The sequence below is a fragment of the Chryseobacterium gambrini genome, from assembly GCF_900156825.1.
Classification (GTDB): domain Bacteria; phylum Bacteroidota; class Bacteroidia; order Flavobacteriales; family Weeksellaceae; genus Chryseobacterium; species Chryseobacterium gambrini.
This window is the reverse complement of sequence record NZ_FTOV01000001.1, coordinates 371,548-391,308: the sequence shown is the minus strand read 5'-3', so window position 1 is coordinate 391,308 and position 19,761 is coordinate 371,548. Positions and strand designations below refer to the sequence as shown.

Sequence of the window (19,761 nt, the reverse complement as noted above, 5' to 3'; positions counted from 1 at the left end):
TATAATTACTGTATTAATTTTTTGATTTCTTCCAGATCATCAATTTCATCCACTGTTTTATCCTTTTTAACGCAATGAGCGCAAAGATTTTTTGATTCTAATTCTTTATATTTTCGTTCGCGAAGGCACTTCGTTCAGCAAATGACAGCACAATTCTTGGCTGAGTGAAACGCCCTTGCGAACAAAATATATTTTTCAAAGTTTTAAATAAAAAACCTGCGACCTTAGCGTTTATAATTACTGTATCAATTTCTTAATCTCTTCCAGATCATCAATTTCATTCACTGTTTTATTCTTTTTAACGCAATGAGCGCGAAGATTTTTTTGATTTCTAATTCTTTATATTTTCGTTCGCGAAGGCACTTCGTTCAGCAAATGATAGCACAAATTCGTGGCTGAGTGAAACGCCCTTGTGAACGAAATATGTTTTCAAAGTTTTAAATAAAAACCCTGCGATCTTAGCGTTTATAATTACTGTATCAATTTTTTTATTTCTTCCAAATCATCAATTTCATCCACCGTTTTATCTTTCCGCCATCGTAAAATTCTCGGGAAACGTAATGCAACACCGCTTTTATGACGGTTGCTGAAACCGATTCCTTCAAAAGCAATTTCAAAAACAAGTTCAGCTTTTACAGTTCGAACGGGACCGAATTTTTCAATAGCATTCTTATTGACAAATTTACTGACTTCCATAATTTCTTTATCCGTTAATCCGGAATATGCTTTGGCGATGGTGACCAATTTATCTTCATTTTTCACGGCAAAAGTATAATCGGTGTAATAAGCACTTCGTCTTCCGCTTCCTTTTTGGGCGTAAATCAGAACGGCATCAATCGTTAAAGGACTGATTTTCCATTTCCACCAATCGCCTTTTTTTCGTCCGGAATGATAATGTGAATTCTTTTGTTTCAGCATCAAACCTTCGCTGTTGATGTCCCTGGAATTTTCCCTGATCTGGTTTAATTCTTCCCAGTTTTCAAATTCTATTGATTCGGAAATTTTGATGTTTTCAGGATTTTCATTCAATAATAATTCTTCCAGCATGGCACGTCTTGCGGAGATGGGTTTATCACGCAAATCATTTCCTTCCAGTTCCAAAAGATCATATGCAAAGACTTCAATCGGGATTTCGGAAAGCATTTTCTTTGTTAATGTCTTTCGATTGAGACGTTTTTGTAATTCGTTAAAATTTAAAACTTTATCGTCTTTCACCGCGAGAATTTCCCCGTCAATTACGAAATTTCCGTTCATTTGCTGAACGGTTTCTGCAATTTCGGGAAACTGTTCCGTCACCAGTTCTTCTCCTCTCGACCAGATGAAGACTTCATCATTACGCTTGATAATCTGTCCGCGGATTCCGTCCCATTTGTATTCAATCAGCCATTCATCGGGTTTCCCGAGTTCTTCCAAATCTTTCTCCAATGGATAAGCCAGACAAAAAGGATAGGGTTTTGAATTATCCGGATTTACATTTTCAGCCGAAATCAATTCCTGAAATGAAGCTTCTGTTGGTTGCCATTTTCCCATCAAACTGTGCATCAATGCGCTGGATTCCTGTCCGGAAGATTTCGTCAGAGCATTAATCAATGTTTTATCTGAAACCCCGATTCTGAAACTTCCGCCCAATAATTTATTGAAAATCAGTCGTTCCGTATAATCCAAGCCATTCCACGAATTGAGGACAAATTCTTTTTTCTCAGCATCGGTTTTTGTTTTTAAGTTGATGATGTCATTCATCCAATCCGACAAAGAACGTTCGATTTTTTCCGTTGGCGGTGGAAGAATCAGGGAAATGGTTTCGCCTAAATCTCCGACTGAAGAGTAGCTTTCCTGAAACAGCCAGAAGGGTAATTCTGTGATTTCCAAAGCCCATTCTTTCATATAATTTGTGTTCACATTCCGCTTGGGTCTTTTGCCTGTAAACAAAGCGATGAACCAGACTTTATCTTCATCAGGCGCACGTTCCAGGTAATCGATGATGGCATCGATTTTTGCATTGGTCTTATTGGTGCTTTCGAGCGCATTGATCAGTTCTGCGAAATGTTTCATAAATTTTAATTGGCGTTTTTTAAACGTATGTTTTACATATTTATAGGGAGAAATTTTTATTTAACAGGTCGCTCCTATGGAGTTCCGCCTTATCATTTTGTTTTTCTATTAACAGTACGCTCCTACGGAGCTTTTCTCACAAGTTAACGTCTAAATTTAAAGTTTTTTTTACCTTAATTTTCAATAATTTCTTTCTCTTTTTCTTCATCATCATCGCCGTACAATGTTTCTACCACATCAGATTTAATTCCGATTTCATTCAAATATTTAGAAAAAACTTCGGTCTGTCCGTGCGTAACGTGAACGATTTCAGCTTCGGTGGCTTTTATAGCCTGTAACAAACCTTTCCAGTCGGCGTGGTCGCTCATCGGAAAACCTGCATCGGCACTCCGCCATCGTCTCGCACCGCGAACCTGCATCCATCCGGAACAAATTGCTGTTGCGGCATCTGGAATTTTTTTGATGACATTGGAATCCAACAAAGCGGGCGGAACAATTACAATATCTCCTGCAACGTGCTTGATACTTTCCCTGAAATCGGGAATTTCGTAATCCGGAAGTACGATTCCGACTTCTTCAAAGGCTTTATTCAGTTTTCCGATCGAGTAGTGGACGTGGATTTTTCCCATTCCTTCAACCGCCTTCATTACGCGTTGTGCTTTTCCCAGAGAATAACCTATGAAAACAGAAGTTTTTTGATTTTCCTGATTTCTGAGCACCCAGTTCTGGAGTTTTTTATTCAGATCCGGAACTTCCAGCCAGTTGTAAATCGGCAGTCCGAAAGTACTTTCGGTAACGAATTCATTACATTTTACCAATTCGAAAGGGGTGCTTAATCCATCATCCTGAACTTTATAGTCTCCTGAAACCACGCTTACATAGCCTTTGTATTCCAGCCGGATCTGCGCGGAGCCTATGATATGACCGGCAGGATGAAGTGAAACTTTTACGCCGTTGATATTGATGATTTCGCCATATTCTACGCTCTGAACTTCAATATCTTCGCTGATTCTCTTGTGCAGAATAGGTTTGGTAAAATGATGACACAAGTATTTTTTCATTCCCCAACGAGCGTGATCGGCGTGTCCATGAGTAATGACAGCCAAATCAACGGGTCGCCAAGGATCAATATAAAATTTTCCCTGCGGACAATAAATGCCTTTATTTGTGAATGTGATAAGTTTCAATGGTGCAATTTTGTTATTTTTTACATTCAAAAATCTAACCAATATATTTAAAAATCTTTAATGTAGCATCTTTTTCACATGATCCGTTACTATTTCAACCGATTTTTCCATTTCTGTGGTATTGAGGTTTCCAAATCCTAAACGCATGGCGATTAGATTTTTATTCTGATAAAGTAAGGTTTTAGGAATAAATAAATTGTTTTGCGCACAATTTTTAGAAAGCTGCATTAAATTGATGGGAATTTGCCATTCTGCCCAAACTGCAAGCCCGCCCGACGGTTTTTCGAATTGTATATAATTTCCTAAGTTTTCCTGAATCAGATGAATAAAATAATCTCTTCTTTCCTGATAAATTTTTAATGATTTTTTCAGATAACGGTTGATTTCTCCTTCGGCAATCATTTCACCCAAAACGTGCTCCATTAAAATATCACCCTGTCTGTCGATAATTCCCAGATGTTTCCTCATTTCAGACATCAGATTTTCGGGAGCGACAATAAATCCTGTGCGGAAACCGGGAGCTAAAGATTTTCCGAAAGAACCGATGTAAATCACCATTCCGTTCGTATCTGCGCTTGCAAGCGGAAGAAGCGGACTTTTGTCGTAATGAAAATCGTAATCGTAATCGTCTTCTAAAATGATAAAACCAAATTCATTCGCAAGATTCAGCAACTCTAATCTGCGCTGTGCGCTCAATGTAACAGTTGTGGGATAATGATGATGCGGTGTAAGATACAGCATTCTCACTTTTTGCTGTTGACAAATTTTCCTGACTTCTTCTGTGTTAATTCCGTCATTATCAATGGAGACTGATTTTATTTTCACTCCTGCTTTTTGAAAAATCATGTTCACCGAGAAATAACTCAGTTCTGCAACTAAAACAATATCCCCTTCGGATAAAAGAATTTCCGAAGCAATATAAATGCTCATTTCTGTGCTTCTTGTAATGAGAAGGTTATTTTTAGAAATGGGTAATCCTCTGGATAAATTTAAATATTTTGAAAGATTTTCTTTAAAAAATTCACTTCCGTCTTGATTGTACTGTCCGATTTTATGTGCTTTTCTTTTTAAAATAGAACTGTAAATTCTGGAATGCTGATCGATCTGAGTTAAGCGGATGTCGGGAATTCCGTCATTAAAAATGTATTCACAATTGGAATATTCAAAAGGATTATCCAAAATATTGGATGTTTTGAAGGTAAATCCTGTTGATTTCGGATAATTTTCGAGCTGAATTTTTTGTAAATTTTTCGATTCTAAAAACTGATACTGGTCTTTTCCGATGATAAAGGTTCCTTTGTTGGGAATACTTTCCACCCATCCCTGTGAAAACAGTTCTTCGTAGACAGAAACAATGGTATTTCTGTGAACATTCAGCATTTCGCTAAGCATTCTTGTTCCCGGAAGTTTGGTTCCGAATGGCAAAAAACCACGCTGAATGGCATTAATCAGCTGATTGGAAATCTGCATATAAATAGAAACTTCGGAATTTCTATTGATTTTTATGAAACTCTGATAAGGAATTTTAACCGGACTATCCATAATCTTAAAACTGGCACCATACAACCATCCGGCAATATACTACTTTTGAAGCAAAACAAAAAAGAATGGAATTGTACAGTCTTTTAGAAAAAATTGTTCAGCAAAATGAAACGCACGCAAAATGGCTGAATACGCTTTCCTTTATGGAAAATGCAGGAGCGAGAAAAATTTCGGCTTGTGAACATCCGACTAAAGTGAGTTTAATACAGCTAAAACACGCTGCGGAAGAACATCGCCACGCTTATTATCTTAAAAAGCAGATCCTGAAAATTGATCCTGAATTCTGCAAAACGTACAATAGCAATGAACTTTTGGCCGCAACGGCAACGAGACAATATCTTCATTCTCTTGACATTAAAGCGTGTAAATATCTTCAGCAGAATTTCAATCTCAGCAAAGAAGAATTAAAATATGCGGCGTATCTGTTTGTAACATATGCTATTGAAGTTCGTGCCGATGAATTATATCCTGTTTATCAGGAAATTCTGACAAAATATACCTCAAAAATTATGGTAAAATCAATTATTTTGGAGGAAGAAGGACATTTGGAGGAAATGATTAATCAGTTGGACGATTTTTCGGAAGACTGGAAAATTCATGCAGAAATTGTTTTAGAGATTGAAAAAGATCTTCATAACCAATGGATTGATGCCATTTCAAAAGAGATTTTACAGGTAAATTATGCTGAATAATTTTCGCCATTTTCAGGAAGCCTTAGAAAAAAGAAAAGAAAGCGGAACCTTACGGGTTTTAAAATCTCAAAAAGAAGGAGTGGATTTTTATTCCAACGATTATTTGGGATTGGCAGGAAATAAAGATTTTCAGCAGATTTTATTAAAAAAAATCAACGAAAATCCGGAACTGCTGAAAGGAAGTACTGGTTCCAGACTGATCAGCGGAAATAGTTTAACTGTTGCTGAAACAGAAGAAAGTATAGCCAAAGAACATCAGTACGAATCGGCTTTACTTTTTTCTTCGGGATATAATGCGAATCTGGCTCTATTTTCAACGCTTCTAACCCGTCATGATATCATAATTGTGGATGAAAAAATTCATCGTTCCGTTCATGATGCATGTAGGATGTCGAATGCTAAAAAACTGAAATTCAGGCATAATGATGTTGGCGATTTAGAAAGGATTCTGAAAAAGCAAACCGGACTTTGTTATGTCGCTGTTGAAAGCCTGTATTCGATGGACGGAGATATTGCTCCTTTGAAAGAGATTGCAGAAATCACAGCAAAATACAATGCTCAGTTAGTTGTAGATGAAGCTCATGCTTTCGGTGTTTTTGGAAACGGTTTGGTGAATGAGTTTAACCTACAGGAAAAAGTTTCAGCAACGATTGTAACCTATGGAAAAGCTTTGGGAACGCATGGTGCGGCGATTTTAACGAATGATTTAATTAAATCTTATCTCATCAATTTTGCATCCCCTTTTATCTATACGACTTCAGCGCACGATTTTCTATGGATGAGCATTTTTAGCGGATATGAATTTTTAAAAGCAAACGGTAAATTATCCATACAACTTCAGGAAAATATTAAAATTTTTCGTGAGCAGAATTTAGCCACTCCGTCATCTGAAAACAGTCCAATTCAGGCAATCATTATTCCGGATAATCATCAGTTGAAAATTGTACAGAACGTTTTATCGGAAAGTGGATTTCTAACGTATGCGGTTTTCAATCCAACGGTAAAAGAAGGAACAGAAAGATTGAGGATTTGCCTGCACAGTTTTAATACAGAAGAGGAAATTTTGAAGTTGACTGGGATTATTAGAGAGTTTGTTTAAAACGTAACTGTCATTCAATAGCGAAATTACGATTCTATTGATTATCAATAATATCAATAAAGAATAGATTTCTCCTTCGTCGAAATGACAAGAAAACATTAAAATATTAAACATTGAATTAGAAATACAAAATATGAATCAGAAAACACTCTTCGTCACAGGAATCGGGACAGAAGTCGGGAAAACGGTTTGTTCGGCGATTTTAACCAAATATTTTGAGGCAGAGTATTGGAAACCGGTTCAGTCCGGAGATCTGGATTACTCTGATACCATGAAAATTAAAGACTGGGTAGGAGAACATACGGTTTGCCATCCGGAAAGGTATCGTTTTAAATTGGCTGCATCACCGCATCAATCGGCAAAGGAAGAAGGAATTCTGATTGATCTGAATGAATTCCAAATTCCGAAAACACAGAATTATTTAATCATAGAAGGAGCGGGAGGATTGATGGTTCCGTTGAATGATGATGAATTTATTATTGATTTAATTGAAAAACTGAACGTTCCCGCCGCTTTGATTGTGAAGAATTATTTAGGCTGTATCAATCATACATTGTTATCTGTTTTAGTTTTAAATCAAAAGAAAATTAAACTGAACTATTTAATTCTCAACGGAAATTTTCCACCGGACACGGAAAGGGTTATTTGTGAAAATATTCCACCGGAAACTGAAATTATAAGAATTCCTGACCTTGAAAATATAACAGAAGAAAGTATAGAAAATATTGCAAAACAATTAGAAAAAATAGAATCATGAATAAGAATCAATTAAGAAACGACTGGACGAAGGAAGAAATAGAAGAAATTTATAATCTTCCGCTTCTGGAACTTGTTTATAAAGCCGCAACGGTTCATCGGGAGTGGCACAATCCTGAAGAAGTTCAGATGTCGACCCTGCTTTCGATTAAAACAGGAGGCTGTCCGGAAGACTGTTCGTATTGCGGACAGGCAGCGCGTTATCATACGAATATTAAAGTTCAGGCTTTACTGCCGACAGAAACAGTCATTGAACACGCCAAAAAAGCAAAAGAAGGCGGTTCGTCGCGCTTCTGTATGGCTGCAGCGTGGAGAGAAGTGCGTGACAACCGTGATTTCGACCGTGTTATTGATATGGTAAAAGGCGTAAATGAACTTGGATTGGAAGTGTGCTGTACGTTGGGAATGTTAACGGAAGATCAGGCAAAACGCCTTCAGGAAGCAGGTTTGTATGCATATAATCACAATCTTGATACTTCTGAGGAATATTACGATGAAATTATTTCCACAAGAACGTTCGACAACAGAATCAATACGATTAATAATGTAAGAAAAGCCGGAATTACGGTTTGCTCGGGAGGAATTATCGGATTGGGAGAAACGCCAAAAGACCGGATTTCGATGCTTTTAACATTGGCAACAATGCCGAAACATCCGGAATCTGTCCCGATCAACGCATTGGCAAGAGTAGAAGGAACGCCGCTTCAGGATAGCGAAAAAACGAATACCTGGGAAATGGTAAGAATGATCGCTACAGCAAGAATTGTAATGCCTTCATCAATGGTTCGTTTAAGCGCAGGAAGAATTGAAATGACTGAATTTGAGCAGGGATGGTGTTTCATGGCGGGAGCCAACTCGATCTTTACAGGGGAAAGAGAAACACTTCTGGTAACACCAAATCCGGGCGTTTCTGAGGATATGCAGATGCTGCAGACTTTGGGATTAAAGCCGATGATGAAGGAGAAAACGATGTGCTGAAAAGTGAATGGTGAAAAGTGAATACTGAATGGTCAATAGTCAATTTTTTTGGATTGTGAATAATAACAATTCACGATTGACAATTCAGCATTGATAAAGTAAATATTCTATTTTTAATAATAAGTAAATCAAAGAAATTTCAGTCAGAGACAATGAAACGGCTTGCTTAATGGCAGATGAAATCTGCTCGACTTTGCTTAGCTTAAAATATCAATTTATAAATATAGTCTTTGCGTTTACAATTGACGATTAACAATTCACCATTGATAAAATTAAACATTACAACCAATTATTTATGAATTTACAAGAGCGCGACAGAGCCGTCAATTGGCATCCTTACACGCAGATGAAAACAGCGGAAGATGCAATCCCGATCGTAAAAGGAAGCGGAATTTATCTTTACGATGAAGACGGAAAAAAATACATCGATGCAGTGGCTTCGTGGTGGGTTACACTTCATGGTCATGCGAATCCGTACATTGCACAAAGAGTTTCTGAGCAGTTGAATACGCTGGAACAGGTTATTTTTGCGGGATTTACGCACGAACCTGCTATTCAGCTTTCTGAGAATTTACTGAAACTGCTGCCTGAAAATCAGGAGAAGGTTTTTTATTCGGACAATGGTTCTACTGCGGTGGAAGTGGCGCTGAAGATGTGTATTCAGTTCTGGCATAATCAGGGAAAAGAAAAGACGAAAATTCTGGCTTTTAAAGAGGCTTATCATGGTGATACTTTCGGAGCGATGTCTGTGAGCGGAAGAAGTGTCTGGACAAAACCTTTCGGGGAAATGCTTTTTGAAGTAATCTTTATTGATCCGCCGACTTCCGGGAATATTGAAGATTTAAAAATCATTATAAAAAATCATTCTGAAGAAATTGCATGTTTCATTTACGAACCGTTGATTCAGGGAGCAGCGGGAATGTTGATGCATAAAGCCGAAGATTTATCAGAATTGATGAAATTTTGCAGAGAAAAGGGAATTTTAATGATTCAGGATGAAGTTTTTACAGGTTTCGGAAGAACCGGAAAGCTGTTTGCGGCAAATTATCTTTCGGAAAAACCAGATATCATGTGTTTTTCAAAGGGATTAACAGGCGGAACAATGCCGATGGGAATTACAACTTCTTCACAACAGATTTTCGACGCGTTTTTGTCGGAAGATAAATATAAGACGTTATTTCACGGTCATTCTTTCACGGCAAATCCTTTAGCCTGTACAGCGGCTTTGGCAAGTATGGAATTGCTTTTGAAAGAGGAAACGCTGGAAAAAATCAATCTAATCAGTCAGAAACATTTTAATTTTTCTCAGGTTTTAAAAAATCACCCGAAAATTGAAAATGTGAGACAGACCGGAACGATTATCGCCTGGGAAATTAAAAATGATGAAAAAACATCCTATTTTAACGAAATCGGGAAGGTTTTGTATCGTGAATTTTTAAAAAGAGGAATCATCATGCGTCCTTTGGGAAATGTGATGTATCTCGTTCCGCCTTACTGCATTACGCCTGAAAAACTGGATTTTGTGTATCGGAATATTCTTGAAGTTTTGGATAGCTTCAGTAATTAAATGATTGACTTATCCCATTAATTAATATTGTAGAATAACGATCAGTAAGTGGTTTTCTAATAGTGTCCCTTCGACAAGCTCAGGGTGACATCTCGAATACTAACCGCAATATTTTAACATTGTCAGATTGAATCTGTCAAAGCATTTATTAGTAAAAGTGATAAATTAATTAAATGATTTTAAATCTTCTGATGTTCGTTTCCCCATTGGTGAAGTTCATCAAGGATCGGACCGAGCTTTTTGGCTCTTTCCGTTAATTTATAATATACTTCCGGAGGAAAATTGTAGACTTCAACCCGTTGAATGATATGATCTTCCTCCATTTGTTTGAGCTGTTCTGCCAGAACTTTTTTAGAGACTTTCGGCATTTTCCGCCATAATTCGACAAAACGGACTTCCTCTTGCTCAAAAAGATTGGACAAAATAAGCGGTTTCCACTTTCCGGAAATCATGTCCAGCGTTTTTCTCAGTCCGCAATTTTTAAATTCTTCAAATAACATACGTTACAAAATTGTATATAGTGCACCTTTTGGTAACCAGCCATTATTTAATTTCAGGTAAACAATAGCTTTGCAGATACAAAATTAAAGAAAATGAAATTACAATTATGGCGAAATGCAACACTGCTTTTAAATATTGATGGATTGAAGATCTTAATTGATCCTATGTTAGGTGAAAAAGGCTCTTTAGGAATATTTCCAATGGTAGACAATGAATTATTGAATCCGTTAGTAGATCTGCCTTTTGGAGAGGAAGAACTGCAGGAAAAATTAAAAACGATTGATGCGGTAGCCGTTACACATCTTCATCCGGATCATTGGGACCCGAAAGCGATTGAACTTTTAGATAAAAATGTACCCATTATTTGTCCTGAAATCATTTCCGAACAGATTTCTGAGGCAGGATTTAAAAATGTGATTGTTTTCAATGATACAGTACAGTTTAAAAATATTGAAATTTCTTTAACGAACGGACATCACGGAACAGGAGAAATTGAAGAACAGATGGGTGTCGTTCATGGGTTTGTCTTTAAAAATGCTGAACAGTCTGTTTATATTGCGGGTGACAGTATCTGGTGTGAAGAAGTGGAACAGGCAATTAAAAAACATCAGCCGGAGCACATTGTTGTTGCGGGAGGAGCAGCAACTTTTGTAGTGGGAGATCCGATTGTAATGAACAGTAATGATATTTTGAAAGTCTGTGAATCTGCGCCGAATTCAAAAGTCTGGGTAACGCATCTTGAAAGTGTAAGTCATTCTAAAGAAGACAGAAAATTCATTAAAGAAAAAATTCAGGAGAATGGTTTGGAAGAAAGATGTATTGTGCTGAATGACGGTGAAGAAGCTGAATTAGGTGCTTAAATCTCTTGCTTAAAGATTTGAGATTAAATCTTAATTTAGCCGGATCAAATTATAAAAAATGCATTTAGAAACAGAAAGATTACTGATTCGGGATCTGACTTTGGACGATAAACAGGCAGTTTTTAATTATCGTTCTGATGCGGAAGCGAATAAATTTCAGAGCTGGATTCCCAAAACATTGGAAGATGTTGAACAGTTTATTCAAAAAAATAACAAAGAATTTAATCAGCCGGAAAGCTGGTATCAGGTTTTAATTACAGAAAAAGATACAAAAGCTGTGATCGGCGATATCGGAATTCATTTTTTTGGTTCTGAAAATTTGCAGGCAGAGTTAGGAATTACTTTAAATAAGGACTTTCAGGGAAGAGGGTATGCTTCTGAAGCGTTAAAAGGAGTAATTAATTTTCTTTTCAGCGATCTGAAAAAACACAGAATCATGGCTTCCATAGATCCGGAAAACATTGATTCTCTTAAACTAATGGAACGCATTGGTTTTAGAAAAGAAGGTCATTTTGTGAAAAGTCTATTCTGGAAAAACAACTGGACAGATGATGTGATCTATGCTTTGCTTCGGGAAGAATGGATTAAAGGATAAGAGAAAAACCGTTTCAACAGAGGCGGTTTTTATTTTCAGTACAAACGTTCATGATGCGTTTTTCTTTTGCTTGGCGTATTTTTTGAACCTTGAATCATAAATTTTATATGTTATCCATATTTCTTTTAGAATTAGACTGGAAAGAACTTCTGATGGGACACGAAGAATGGTCTTTTATTCTGGAAATTATTCTTCGCACCGCCATTATGTTCATTACCATTATCATTGGTCTTAGAGTTTTGGGAAAAAGGGGAGTGAAGCAGCTTTCGATTTTCGAACTTGTGGTGATTATCGGACTGGGTTCTGCGGCGGGAGATCCGATGTTTAATAAAGATGTCGGAATTGTTTCTTCATTCATTGTTTTTGCCGTAATTATTCTTCTGTACACCATTGTAACCTATTTTATCGCAAAAAATAAAAAACTCGAACAGCTTATTGAGGGAAAATCGATCTGCCTGATCGAAAACGGTGAATTTTCCATTGAAAATTTTAAGAAAGAAAATCTGGGGAGTGATGAATTTTTTGCTGAATTAAGATTAAAAGGAATTTCCCAACTTGGGCAGATTGAAAGTGCCATTGAAGAAATTTCCGGAGAAATCAGTGTGTTTTATTTCGAAGACGAAAGGGTGAAATACGGACTTCCGATTATGCCGGATTCTTTGGATCATCCTTTGAAAACAATTGTTCAGCCGGGATTTTATTCCTGCACGTTCTGCGGACATACGGAAGAAAAACACAAAGGAATGGCAGGAAACTGCAGCAAATGTAAAAAAGATGAATGGGTAGCTTCGAGCAATAAAAAACGCGTTACCTGATAAAACAAAAAAAGACTCCTTAGAAAGGAGCCTAAAAAAACACAAATGATGAAAAAAAATTATTTCGATTCACAAATATAATTAAAAAATGATTTTCAATCCTAATAATTTCAGAAAAAAAGTAACATATTTTTTTCATGATGTTAATAGATAAAACTAATTGGTTTAAGACTGTGATTTTTTATTTCTTTACAGGCTTTTTCTTTTTAAATGAAACAGGTGTATTTCCTGAAAGTCTCTTGAAAAAATTACTGAAATACGACACGTCTTCAAACCCCAGTTCAAAGGTAATTTCCTTTACAGATTTATCGGTAAACAGCAAAAGTCTTTTTGCTTCAAGAAAAATTCTCTGCTGGATAACAGACGACGGACTCTGGCTGTTGTACAATCTGAATAGGTTGGATAAAGTCTTTGGCGATTTATGAAGCTGATCTGCATAAAATTTTACAGAATGCTGAGTTTTGTAGTTCTTTTCCACCAAAAGATTAAAACTTCTGATGATATCCAGCTTTACTTCGGGAAGTTCTTCCTTTAAAAACTGCTTTTTTCCAAGTCTTGTAATAATAATGATGAGTCTTTTAATCAGCATCCTGATCATATCCTCCTGAATTCCGTCGATCTCCTGAAACTCCTCAATAAAAATGCTTTGCAGAAATGATAATTTCTCATGATCCTTTTCATCTACAGCAATAAACATAACATCGGCTGAACCGTAAAACAGAAATCCCACACAGCTTACTTCTTCATCATGTGTCTCGATGCAATAAAAATCCCTGTTAAACTGCCATGCAACAATTTGGGAGGAATCTTCAAACTGAAAAGACTGGTTGACCATAAGACAAAGAACAGTTCCTGATGCAAAAATATAATCAATCCCGTCAATGATTACTTTTTGATCTTCACCTTTATTCCAGGCAATGGTAAGCAGCTTTTTCTCCCGGTCTTTCCCGTAAAAATCCCGGTCGAATAGTTCGGGATGTACAAAAAGCCGACATTCGGAGCCGGTCTGTTTATTATTTAAAGAATAAATCATTAAGACTGTTTAAACTTCTTATGTAACCGCAAAAGTAGCAAAAGATAAACTAAACTTTTATTTAAAGTTGGTGATTATAAATGAAAAGATCACAATAGTTTTTAAAAATCTTTGATTTTTATTCTTTTGAGCACTCCAATTATTCTGGAAATTTGCTTTATCAAGCTTGTTTAAACTTTTTTACCGCAAAAGAAGCAAAAAATTTAAACACTTTAGTTTCTTAAGTTTAGTTTAATAGTTAAATGGGAAAAAAAAGTGCACCTAAGTTTTAAAAAATCAAAGATTTTTTCTCTTTGCTGACTTTTGAAATACTTTACATAAATCCACTAAAGTCTTTTGTCTCTTTTGCGGTTTATTCTGAAATTAGTTTAAACGTCATTACTGAAATTTCATTTTAATTCAGAAAAACTTTTAAAAAAGTCAGAAAGGGAAAAAATCTAAATCTTTCGGGAAATTCTGCTATGGAATTGCCTTTCCTGAAACCGCAACTTTGCATTGTAAAATTAATTAAACAAATTAAAAACAATGAAAAATTTTGAAGTTCCTCAAAAAGAACAAGTATCAGCAGCAAATCAGGCAATTTTTGAAAACTTAGAAAAAGGGATTGGCTTTGTCCCAAATCTGTATGCAGCTTTTGCCCATTCGGAAAATGCACTTTCAACGTATATTGCATTACAGAACTCTAAAACTTCTTTAAAAGCAAAGGAGAAAGAAGTGGTAAATCTTGTGGTAAGCCAGTTTAATAACTGTTTATACTGTTTAAGTGCTCATACCGCCATCGCTAAAATGAACGGTTTCACAGATGAACAGATTATCGAGATAAGAAAAGCAGATGTTTCGTTTGACTCAAAACTAAATGCACTGGCGAAAGCAGTACAATCTATTGCTGAAAATAAAGGAGCAATTTCTGATGAAATAAAAGAAAACTTTTTTAGAGAAGGCTATACAGAAGGAAGTCTTGTAGATGTCATTGTTTTAACAGGCGATAAAATAATAACCAATTATCTTTTTGCGGCCACTGAGGTTCCCATCGACTGGCCTTTGGCGAAAGCAATTTAATTCACTTTATTTTTTTAAAACTGTTCCTTACTGCGAACAGTTTTTTTTATAATAATGTAAAATAATTTCAGATAATTTCTTTTAAGTTCATAATTTTTAATCATTCATTAAGTTTTATTGTTAAATTTTAACCAAAATATAAACTTATGAAAATAAAACTACTTCCATTTATCGTTTTGTTAGGGATTCATTTATCTGCTCAGGAAAGAAATGATGCAGCGGTTTCGGATACTGCAAAAGTCTGGAGCATTAAGGGGCAGAATACGCTTATGCTTAATCAGGCGGCTTTTTCCAACTGGGTTGGAGGAGGAGCCAATAATGTGGGATGGCTTGCCGGAGTAAACTATAATCTTACCTACGAAAAGGGGAAAGATCTTTGGGAAAACATTATTATTCTAGGATACGGACAAAATAATACGAAAGGAGTAGGAACCAGAAAAACCCAGGATGTAATTAATCTTTCGACCAACTACGGAAGAGAATTTGCAAAAAACTGGTATATTTCCGCAGGAGCAAGCTTACAGACACAGTTTGCGCCTGGTTATGCGGACGGAAACAATCCGGAAGCAGCAAAAATTTCAAATTTTATGGCGCCCGGTTATCTGAATATGGGAGCAGGGGTAACGTACAGACCCAACGATAATTTTACGGCAACCATGCGTCCTGCCAATGCGAGATGGACTTTCGTACTCGATAAAGATCTTCAGTATAAAGGAATGTATGGCTTAAAAAATGACGGTGATTCTTCTCTGTTTCAGTTCGGTTTTCTGGGAACAGCAATATACAAGCTGAAAATAATGGATAATATTACGTTAACCAATACCGGTTCTGTTTTCTCCAATTATCTGGACCATCCTGAAAGACTGGTTCTTGCGTACAGCGGAATTTTAAATATGAAAATCAATAAGTTTATTTCCACCAACGTAACACTGGATTTACTGTACGATCATAACCAGATTGCCAAAACACAGCTAAAACAGACTTTGGGAGTGGGCTTTGCCTACAACATCGACAATGGCAGAAAACGTTCTGAAAACAAGGACAACCAGACGTGGATGAAGAAATAATTGGCTGTTTTTTAATATTCTTCTAAAAATCCCTTTCCGATCATTCGGAAAGGGACTAAACAGCTAAAAATTTAAGGTAAAAATTCCTCAGACAATAAATAAGGATGCAATTGCCTGGGCATCACTTCCACTTAAAATCTCGTCATAGGCAGCAGAACCTGCAGCAGCCCCGAAAGCTGTAGCGGTATTAAAGCCTGCCTGATTTGTATTGCCTTCTCCAGCGTAAACAGGATTGGTTGCAGAAGGCATATTTCCTCCGTCTGCCAATTCTATCCATCCTTTGTTGGCTCTCATTCTTCTTACCTGTGAAGCGTGTCTTGCTTCTACAGAGTGAATCTGCAATGCAGCCTGAAGAACTGTTTTATTAGACATTACGTTTCCTGCCTGTCCTTTGTAAGCTCTTACTCCGGTATCTTCAAATGCCTGAGCCAAAACAAGGAACTGATTGTAATCTGTAAAAGGTGAAAAACTGCCGTTTGCCGTAAAATCGAAGGTCGGTTTAGCTCCCGGAGTTACTCCTAAAGAAGTCAAAGTATTTTTCAAAAAGGTTACGTGTGCAGATTCATGTTTTGCAATCTGCATAAATACCACTCGGTCTGCACTCGGGATTAAAGACGAAGCCGCCAATCCTAATGCATAGTATTCGTTTTCAAGATATTCCAGAACCAAAGCCAGTTGTAATGCATCCGTTAAAGCACTTTTAAAGAACGTTGCATTTTTTGTAGTGTCTGTGGTTTCAGCTTTTGCAGGAGTCGTCATTAAGGCTCCTAATCCGAAAGGAACTGCAGCAATAGCCGCTTTTTTCCCGAAAGATGAAATATTGGTAAGTGTTTCTAATCTTGATGTTTCTGTAGTAAAGAATTTGTCATCAGAAAGCTTATCTAGTAATTTAAGAATATTCATAATGTAATTTTTTGAAGTGAATAATTAACCGATTCCCTGTTCTTTCCAGGTGAAAGGTGTTTTGAAAAATCCTCCTGCTGCGGATACAACTTCTTTTGGCTCTTTCGCAAGATCCAGACCGTTGGCATCAATCACATCATCCCCGGAGAAAGCCGCTGTTCCCGGATTGATAAGGTTTCTGATCGCTGAAGCGTGTCTTGCTTCCACAGAAACAATTTTTCCGGCAATTACCAGATAATCTGCGTTGGTAATGTATTTTCCTGCTCCATTATACGCCGCAACTCCTGTATCTTCCAAAGCTTTTGCAGTAGCCAGTACAGAGTTTCTGTCGTTAAAATTCACATTCGGGTACTGAAATTCCAGAGTAGGCAATACATTGGATGTTGCTCCGCTAATCGCTGCTTTAAAAAAGTCTCTGTGAATTACTTCATGATGATAAAGATCTGTAAAAAGTTGTTTTTCAGCATTTGAAATTCCGGAATAGAAATTATTAACCACTTTGGTATAGAAATCTGCTTCCAATTGTTCAAGTGCATAAGCGTAATTTAATACACCCACATCACCTTTTCCAAGGTCGAAAACGTTATTTTCAACCATATCGAAATTATCGTCATCACAACCGATCATGGTAAGACCTGCAAGAGCAAGACCTACACCGCTCAGTTTCAAAAAATTTCTTCTGCCTGTATCCAGAGTCGCTCCCTGGTTAGAAACATTAATAGTTTTTTTCATAATATTATTTTTTAGTGTAGAGGTTTATATATTTTAATGTGTTTTTAGATAAGGTTGAAAGAAAACAGCATAAATATTATGCTGTTTCTCACACTTAAAAATTATTATGGCATTAATACCGTATCTATAACATGAATTACACCGTTAGACTGGTTAACGTCTGCAATGGTTACTTTTGCATCGTTTCCTTTTGCGTCTCTTACATAAAGGTTTTTACCTTTTGCCCAGAAAGTAAGTTCTTCACCTTCCACTGTTTTCATCATTGCTTTTCCGTTTCCTGCTTTTACCGCTGCCCAAACCTGCTGAGAACTGTATCTTCCCGGTAAAACATGGTACGTAAGAATTTTTGTAAGCATTTCTTTATTTTCAGGCTTTACAAGATTTTCTACCGTTCCTTTCGGAAGTTTAGCAAATGCTGCATCTGTTGGTGCGAAAACGGTGAACGGACCTGCTCCCTGTAAAGTTTCTACAAGACCTGCAGCTTTTACAGCAGCTACCAATGTTTTGTGATCTTTAGAATTTACTGCGTTCTCAATAATGTTTTTAGAAGGATACATCGGCGCTCCGCCTACCATTACTGTTTTTTCCTTCATTGTCTGTGCTGTAGCGTTTCCGCTGAAAGCGAATGATAAGGCTACCATTCCTAAAACTGCGATTTTTGATCTAGTATTCATTTCTTTTTGATTTTTAATGATAAATTATTTGATTTGTCTGTTGTTAAAATCATTTACGAACTCGGTTTTATTTTGGATTTAAAAAATTGAATAAAAATCACAAGTAATTGAAAAACAGGATATTAAATTTTGTTTTTATTTTAAATTTCTTTACTATCCTTACTAATCTGTTAACATATAACAGGATTTGCTAAAGATTTAAAAACATTTTTAAAATTTGGTTATCATTAATATTATTGTTATTTTTGAGGTGAAAATTATTCACTATTAAAACAAAGTATTCTGAAGAGCAGCTAATCGTTTTACTGAAAGAAAAAAACGAGACAGGTTTTCATCATCTGTATGATCACTATTCCGGTGCATTGTACGGGGTGATTCTTCGAATTGTTCAGTCCAAGGAATATACAGAAGAGATTATTCAGGACGTTTTTGTTAAAATATGGAATTCTATCCACCAATACGATGCTTCTAAAGGTAGGTTTTACACCTGGATGATTAATATTGCAAGGAATACGGCGATCGACTATTTAAAATCAAAAGGTTTTCAGAACCAACTAAAAAACCAATCGCTTCCAGATTTCGTATATGATTCTGCAGAGCTTTCAACGACTAATGATTCTTCCGATTATATCGGGTTTGCCAATGTGCTTGAAAGTCTGGAGACTGACAAAAAGGAACTTATCGATCTCGCGTATTATCAGGGATATACACAAAGTGAAATATCCGAAAAACTGAAGATACCGCTGGGAACGGTTAAAACTAAAATGAGGAATGCACTTATGAAACTAAAAGATTTGCTAAAAGATTATCAATAAATTGAACACTAAAGAATACATATCATCCGGAATCATAGAATCTTATATTCTAGGTCTTGCTTCTCCAGAGGAGGCGGGTATTTTGGAGTGTGTGATGAAAAACAATGCAGAAGTAAAAACTGCTTTTGAAGAGGCACAGAAAACACTGGAAGATCTTGCAACGGCACAGGCGGTAGCACCTCCGGCAGATTTAAAATCAAAGATTTGGAACAAAATTCAGCAGGAACAGACTGCTGAAGAGGAAAAGCCTGTATTTTCTGCGGATATTCCTGCAGCAAAACCACAGGAAGAAATAAGAATTCAGGGAAGTAATAACTGGAAGGTTTTTGCGGTTGCCGCATCTGTTCTGCTTCTGGTAAGCGTGGGCGGAAATGTTTTCTGGATGAACAGCCAGAAAGAAACAAAAGAAACAATCGCGAAAATGGAGACTGAGAAGAACGCTCAGAATCTTGCGATGCAGAGAATAAATCAGAAAATGGAAATGATTTCCAATCCTGATATGAAAATGGTAAAACTGAAAGGAGTCGAAAAGCACACAGATTCCAAAGCAATGGTTTTCTGGGATACGAAAACCAAGGATGTTTATCTTGACGCCGAAAGTTTACCAAAAGCTCCGGAAGGAATGCAGTATCAGCTTTGGGCTATTGCAGACGGAAAACCTGTAGATGCAGGGATGTATACGGAAGAAAAAGACAGCAAAATTGCGCTTGCCAACATTCCAAATGCTCAGGCTTTTGCCATTACACTCGAAAAAAAGGGCGGAAGTCCGGTTCCTACCATGGAGAATATGTATGTAATGGGAGAGATTTAATAAGTAAACAATTCAAACAATAT

Annotated in this window: 20 protein-coding genes; 12 read left to right on the top strand and 8 right to left on the bottom strand. The window is 36.6% G+C overall.

The window, feature by feature from the left end; translation table 11 throughout:
* Positions 1 to 471 precede the first annotated feature (471 nt).
* The 3 genes from BW951_RS01820 to BW951_RS01810 all read right to left on the bottom strand — a co-directional run bounded on the left by BW951_RS01820 (position 472) and on the right by BW951_RS01810 (position 4,781).
* On the bottom strand, positions 472 to 2,052 hold the full coding sequence (locus tag BW951_RS01820; protein WP_076390217.1) for an ATP-dependent DNA ligase: 1,581 nt from the start codon (positions 2,050 to 2,052) through the stop codon (positions 472 to 474).
* 173 nt (positions 2,053 to 2,225) lie between these two features.
* Complete coding sequence (locus BW951_RS01815) at positions 2,226 to 3,239, bottom strand: ligase-associated DNA damage response exonuclease (protein WP_076390543.1); 1,014 nt, start codon at positions 3,237 to 3,239, stop codon at positions 2,226 to 2,228.
* A gap of 57 nt (positions 3,240 to 3,296) precedes the next feature.
* The gene (locus BW951_RS01810) at positions 3,297 to 4,781 is read right to left on the bottom strand and encodes an aminotransferase-like domain-containing protein (protein ID WP_076390216.1); all 1,485 of its coding nucleotides are present in this window, start codon (positions 4,779 to 4,781) and stop codon (positions 3,297 to 3,299) included.
* A gap of 65 nt (positions 4,782 to 4,846) precedes the next feature.
* Here BW951_RS01810 and BW951_RS01805 point away from each other — a divergent pair, with 65 nt between their 5' ends.
* From BW951_RS01805 to bioA, 5 genes are all read left to right on the top strand, one after another.
* The gene (locus BW951_RS01805; RefSeq protein ID WP_076390215.1) at positions 4,847 to 5,473 is read left to right on the top strand and encodes a hypothetical protein; all 627 of its coding nucleotides are present in this window, start codon (positions 4,847 to 4,849) and stop codon (positions 5,471 to 5,473) included.
* Positions 5,463 to 6,572 carry an aminotransferase class I/II-fold pyridoxal phosphate-dependent enzyme gene (locus BW951_RS01800; RefSeq protein WP_175608769.1) on the top strand — a complete coding sequence of 370 codons (1,110 nt, stop codon included), beginning with the start codon at positions 5,463 to 5,465 and terminating at the stop codon, positions 6,570 to 6,572. Before BW951_RS01805 ends, BW951_RS01800 begins: the two co-directional genes overlap by 11 nt.
* A gap of 133 nt (positions 6,573 to 6,705) precedes the next feature.
* Positions 6,706 to 7,329 (top strand): dethiobiotin synthase, encoded by a 624-nt coding sequence (gene bioD / locus BW951_RS01795; RefSeq protein ID WP_076390214.1) that lies wholly within the window; start codon positions 6,706 to 6,708, stop codon positions 7,327 to 7,329.
* Positions 7,326 to 8,306 (top strand): biotin synthase BioB, encoded by a 981-nt coding sequence (gene bioB / locus BW951_RS01790; RefSeq protein WP_076390213.1) that lies wholly within the window; start codon positions 7,326 to 7,328, stop codon positions 8,304 to 8,306. Before bioD ends, bioB begins: the two co-directional genes overlap by 4 nt.
* 295 nt (positions 8,307 to 8,601) lie before the next feature.
* Entirely contained in the window at positions 8,602 to 9,873 is a 1,272-nt protein-coding gene (gene bioA, locus BW951_RS01785) for an adenosylmethionine--8-amino-7-oxononanoate transaminase (RefSeq protein WP_076390212.1), read from the top strand.
* Between the two features lie 179 nt (positions 9,874 to 10,052).
* Here the strand turns inward: bioA and BW951_RS01780 are convergent, their stop codons facing one another.
* Positions 10,053 to 10,373, bottom strand: coding sequence for a winged helix-turn-helix transcriptional regulator (locus BW951_RS01780; protein WP_076390211.1), 321 nt, complete (start codon positions 10,371 to 10,373; stop codon positions 10,053 to 10,055).
* A gap of 93 nt (positions 10,374 to 10,466) precedes the next feature.
* Here BW951_RS01780 and BW951_RS01775 point away from each other — a divergent pair, with 93 nt between their 5' ends.
* The 3 genes from BW951_RS01775 (at position 10,467) to BW951_RS01765 (ending at position 12,644) form a co-directional block, all read left to right on the top strand.
* Entirely contained in the window at positions 10,467 to 11,234 is a 768-nt protein-coding gene (locus BW951_RS01775) for an MBL fold metallo-hydrolase (RefSeq protein WP_076390210.1), read from the top strand.
* 58 nt (positions 11,235 to 11,292) lie between these two features.
* Positions 11,293 to 11,829, top strand: a complete 537-nt coding sequence (locus tag BW951_RS01770; RefSeq protein WP_076390209.1) for a GNAT family N-acetyltransferase — start codon at positions 11,293 to 11,295, stop codon at positions 11,827 to 11,829.
* Between the two features lie 107 nt (positions 11,830 to 11,936).
* Complete coding sequence (locus BW951_RS01765) at positions 11,937 to 12,644, top strand: DUF421 domain-containing protein (protein ID WP_084196333.1); 708 nt, start codon at positions 11,937 to 11,939, stop codon at positions 12,642 to 12,644.
* A 181-nt stretch (positions 12,645 to 12,825) separates the two neighbouring features.
* Here the strand turns inward: BW951_RS01765 and BW951_RS01760 are convergent, their stop codons facing one another.
* Positions 12,826 to 13,677, bottom strand: a complete 852-nt coding sequence (locus BW951_RS01760) for an AraC family transcriptional regulator (RefSeq protein WP_076390208.1) — start codon at positions 13,675 to 13,677, stop codon at positions 12,826 to 12,828.
* Between the two features lie 525 nt (positions 13,678 to 14,202).
* On the opposite strand from BW951_RS01760, the gene BW951_RS01755 reads away from it, so the two are divergent.
* Both BW951_RS01755 and BW951_RS01750 read left to right on the top strand, forming a co-directional pair.
* Positions 14,203 to 14,736 carry a carboxymuconolactone decarboxylase family protein gene (locus BW951_RS01755; RefSeq protein ID WP_076390207.1) on the top strand — a complete coding sequence of 178 codons (534 nt, stop codon included), beginning with the start codon at positions 14,203 to 14,205 and terminating at the stop codon, positions 14,734 to 14,736.
* A gap of 146 nt (positions 14,737 to 14,882) precedes the next feature.
* A complete protein-coding gene (locus BW951_RS01750) occupies positions 14,883 to 15,803 on the top strand; it encodes a DUF3078 domain-containing protein (RefSeq protein WP_076390206.1) in 921 nt (306 codons plus the stop codon).
* An 87-nt stretch (positions 15,804 to 15,890) separates the two neighbouring features.
* On the opposite strand, the gene BW951_RS01745 is transcribed toward BW951_RS01750, so the two are convergent.
* From BW951_RS01745 to BW951_RS01735, 3 genes are all read right to left on the bottom strand, one after another.
* A complete protein-coding gene (locus BW951_RS01745; protein WP_076390205.1) occupies positions 15,891 to 16,706 on the bottom strand; it encodes a ferritin-like domain-containing protein in 816 nt (271 codons plus the stop codon).
* Between the two features lie 24 nt (positions 16,707 to 16,730).
* Positions 16,731 to 17,438, bottom strand: coding sequence for a ferritin-like domain-containing protein (locus BW951_RS01740; protein WP_076390204.1), 708 nt, complete (start codon positions 17,436 to 17,438; stop codon positions 16,731 to 16,733).
* Between the two features lie 104 nt (positions 17,439 to 17,542).
* Positions 17,543 to 18,112 (bottom strand): fasciclin domain-containing protein, encoded by a 570-nt coding sequence (locus BW951_RS01735; protein WP_076390203.1) that lies wholly within the window; start codon positions 18,110 to 18,112, stop codon positions 17,543 to 17,545.
* A gap of 266 nt (positions 18,113 to 18,378) precedes the next feature.
* On the opposite strand from BW951_RS01735, the gene BW951_RS01730 reads away from it, so the two are divergent.
* Positions 18,379 to 18,927, top strand: a complete 549-nt coding sequence (locus BW951_RS01730) for an RNA polymerase sigma factor (RefSeq protein ID WP_317048565.1) — start codon at positions 18,379 to 18,381, stop codon at positions 18,925 to 18,927.
* Position 18,928: 1 nt separating this feature from the next.
* A complete protein-coding gene (locus BW951_RS01725; protein WP_076390201.1) occupies positions 18,929 to 19,738 on the top strand; it encodes an anti-sigma factor in 810 nt (269 codons plus the stop codon).
* Positions 19,739 to 19,761: the final 23 nt, after the last annotated feature.

Bases quoted from the DNA above. Each gene is read 5' to 3' on its own strand.
- BW951_RS01740 (WP_076390204.1), bottom strand. From the start codon at position 17,438: ATGAAAAAAACTATTAATGTTTCTAACCAGGGAGCGACTCTGGATACA.
- bioD (WP_076390214.1), top strand. From the start codon at position 6,706: ATGAATCAGAAAACACTCTTCGTCACAGGAATCGGGACAGAAGTCGGG.
- BW951_RS01745 (WP_076390205.1), bottom strand. From the start codon at position 16,706: ATGAATATTCTTAAATTACTAGATAAGCTTTCTGATGACAAATTCTTT.
- BW951_RS01775 (WP_076390210.1), top strand. From the start codon at position 10,467: ATGAAATTACAATTATGGCGAAATGCAACACTGCTTTTAAATATTGAT.
- BW951_RS01755 (WP_076390207.1), top strand. From the start codon at position 14,203: ATGAAAAATTTTGAAGTTCCTCAAAAAGAACAAGTATCAGCAGCAAAT.
- BW951_RS01750 (WP_076390206.1), top strand. From the start codon at position 14,883: ATGAAAATAAAACTACTTCCATTTATCGTTTTGTTAGGGATTCATTTA.
- BW951_RS01805 (WP_076390215.1), top strand. From the start codon at position 4,847: ATGGAATTGTACAGTCTTTTAGAAAAAATTGTTCAGCAAAATGAAACG.
- BW951_RS01810 (WP_076390216.1), bottom strand. From the start codon at position 4,781: ATGGATAGTCCGGTTAAAATTCCTTATCAGAGTTTCATAAAAATCAAT.
- BW951_RS01760 (WP_076390208.1), bottom strand. From the start codon at position 13,677: ATGATTTATTCTTTAAATAATAAACAGACCGGCTCCGAATGTCGGCTT.
- bioB (WP_076390213.1), top strand. From the start codon at position 7,326: ATGAATAAGAATCAATTAAGAAACGACTGGACGAAGGAAGAAATAGAA.
- BW951_RS01820 (WP_076390217.1), bottom strand. From the start codon at position 2,052: ATGAAACATTTCGCAGAACTGATCAATGCGCTCGAAAGCACCAATAAG.
- BW951_RS01770 (WP_076390209.1), top strand. From the start codon at position 11,293: ATGCATTTAGAAACAGAAAGATTACTGATTCGGGATCTGACTTTGGAC.
- BW951_RS01765 (WP_084196333.1), top strand. From the start codon at position 11,937: ATGTTATCCATATTTCTTTTAGAATTAGACTGGAAAGAACTTCTGATG.
- bioA (WP_076390212.1), top strand. From the start codon at position 8,602: ATGAATTTACAAGAGCGCGACAGAGCCGTCAATTGGCATCCTTACACG.
- BW951_RS01780 (WP_076390211.1), bottom strand. From the start codon at position 10,373: ATGTTATTTGAAGAATTTAAAAATTGCGGACTGAGAAAAACGCTGGAC.
- BW951_RS01800 (WP_175608769.1), top strand. From the start codon at position 5,463: ATGCTGAATAATTTTCGCCATTTTCAGGAAGCCTTAGAAAAAAGAAAA.
- BW951_RS01735 (WP_076390203.1), bottom strand. From the start codon at position 18,112: ATGAATACTAGATCAAAAATCGCAGTTTTAGGAATGGTAGCCTTATCA.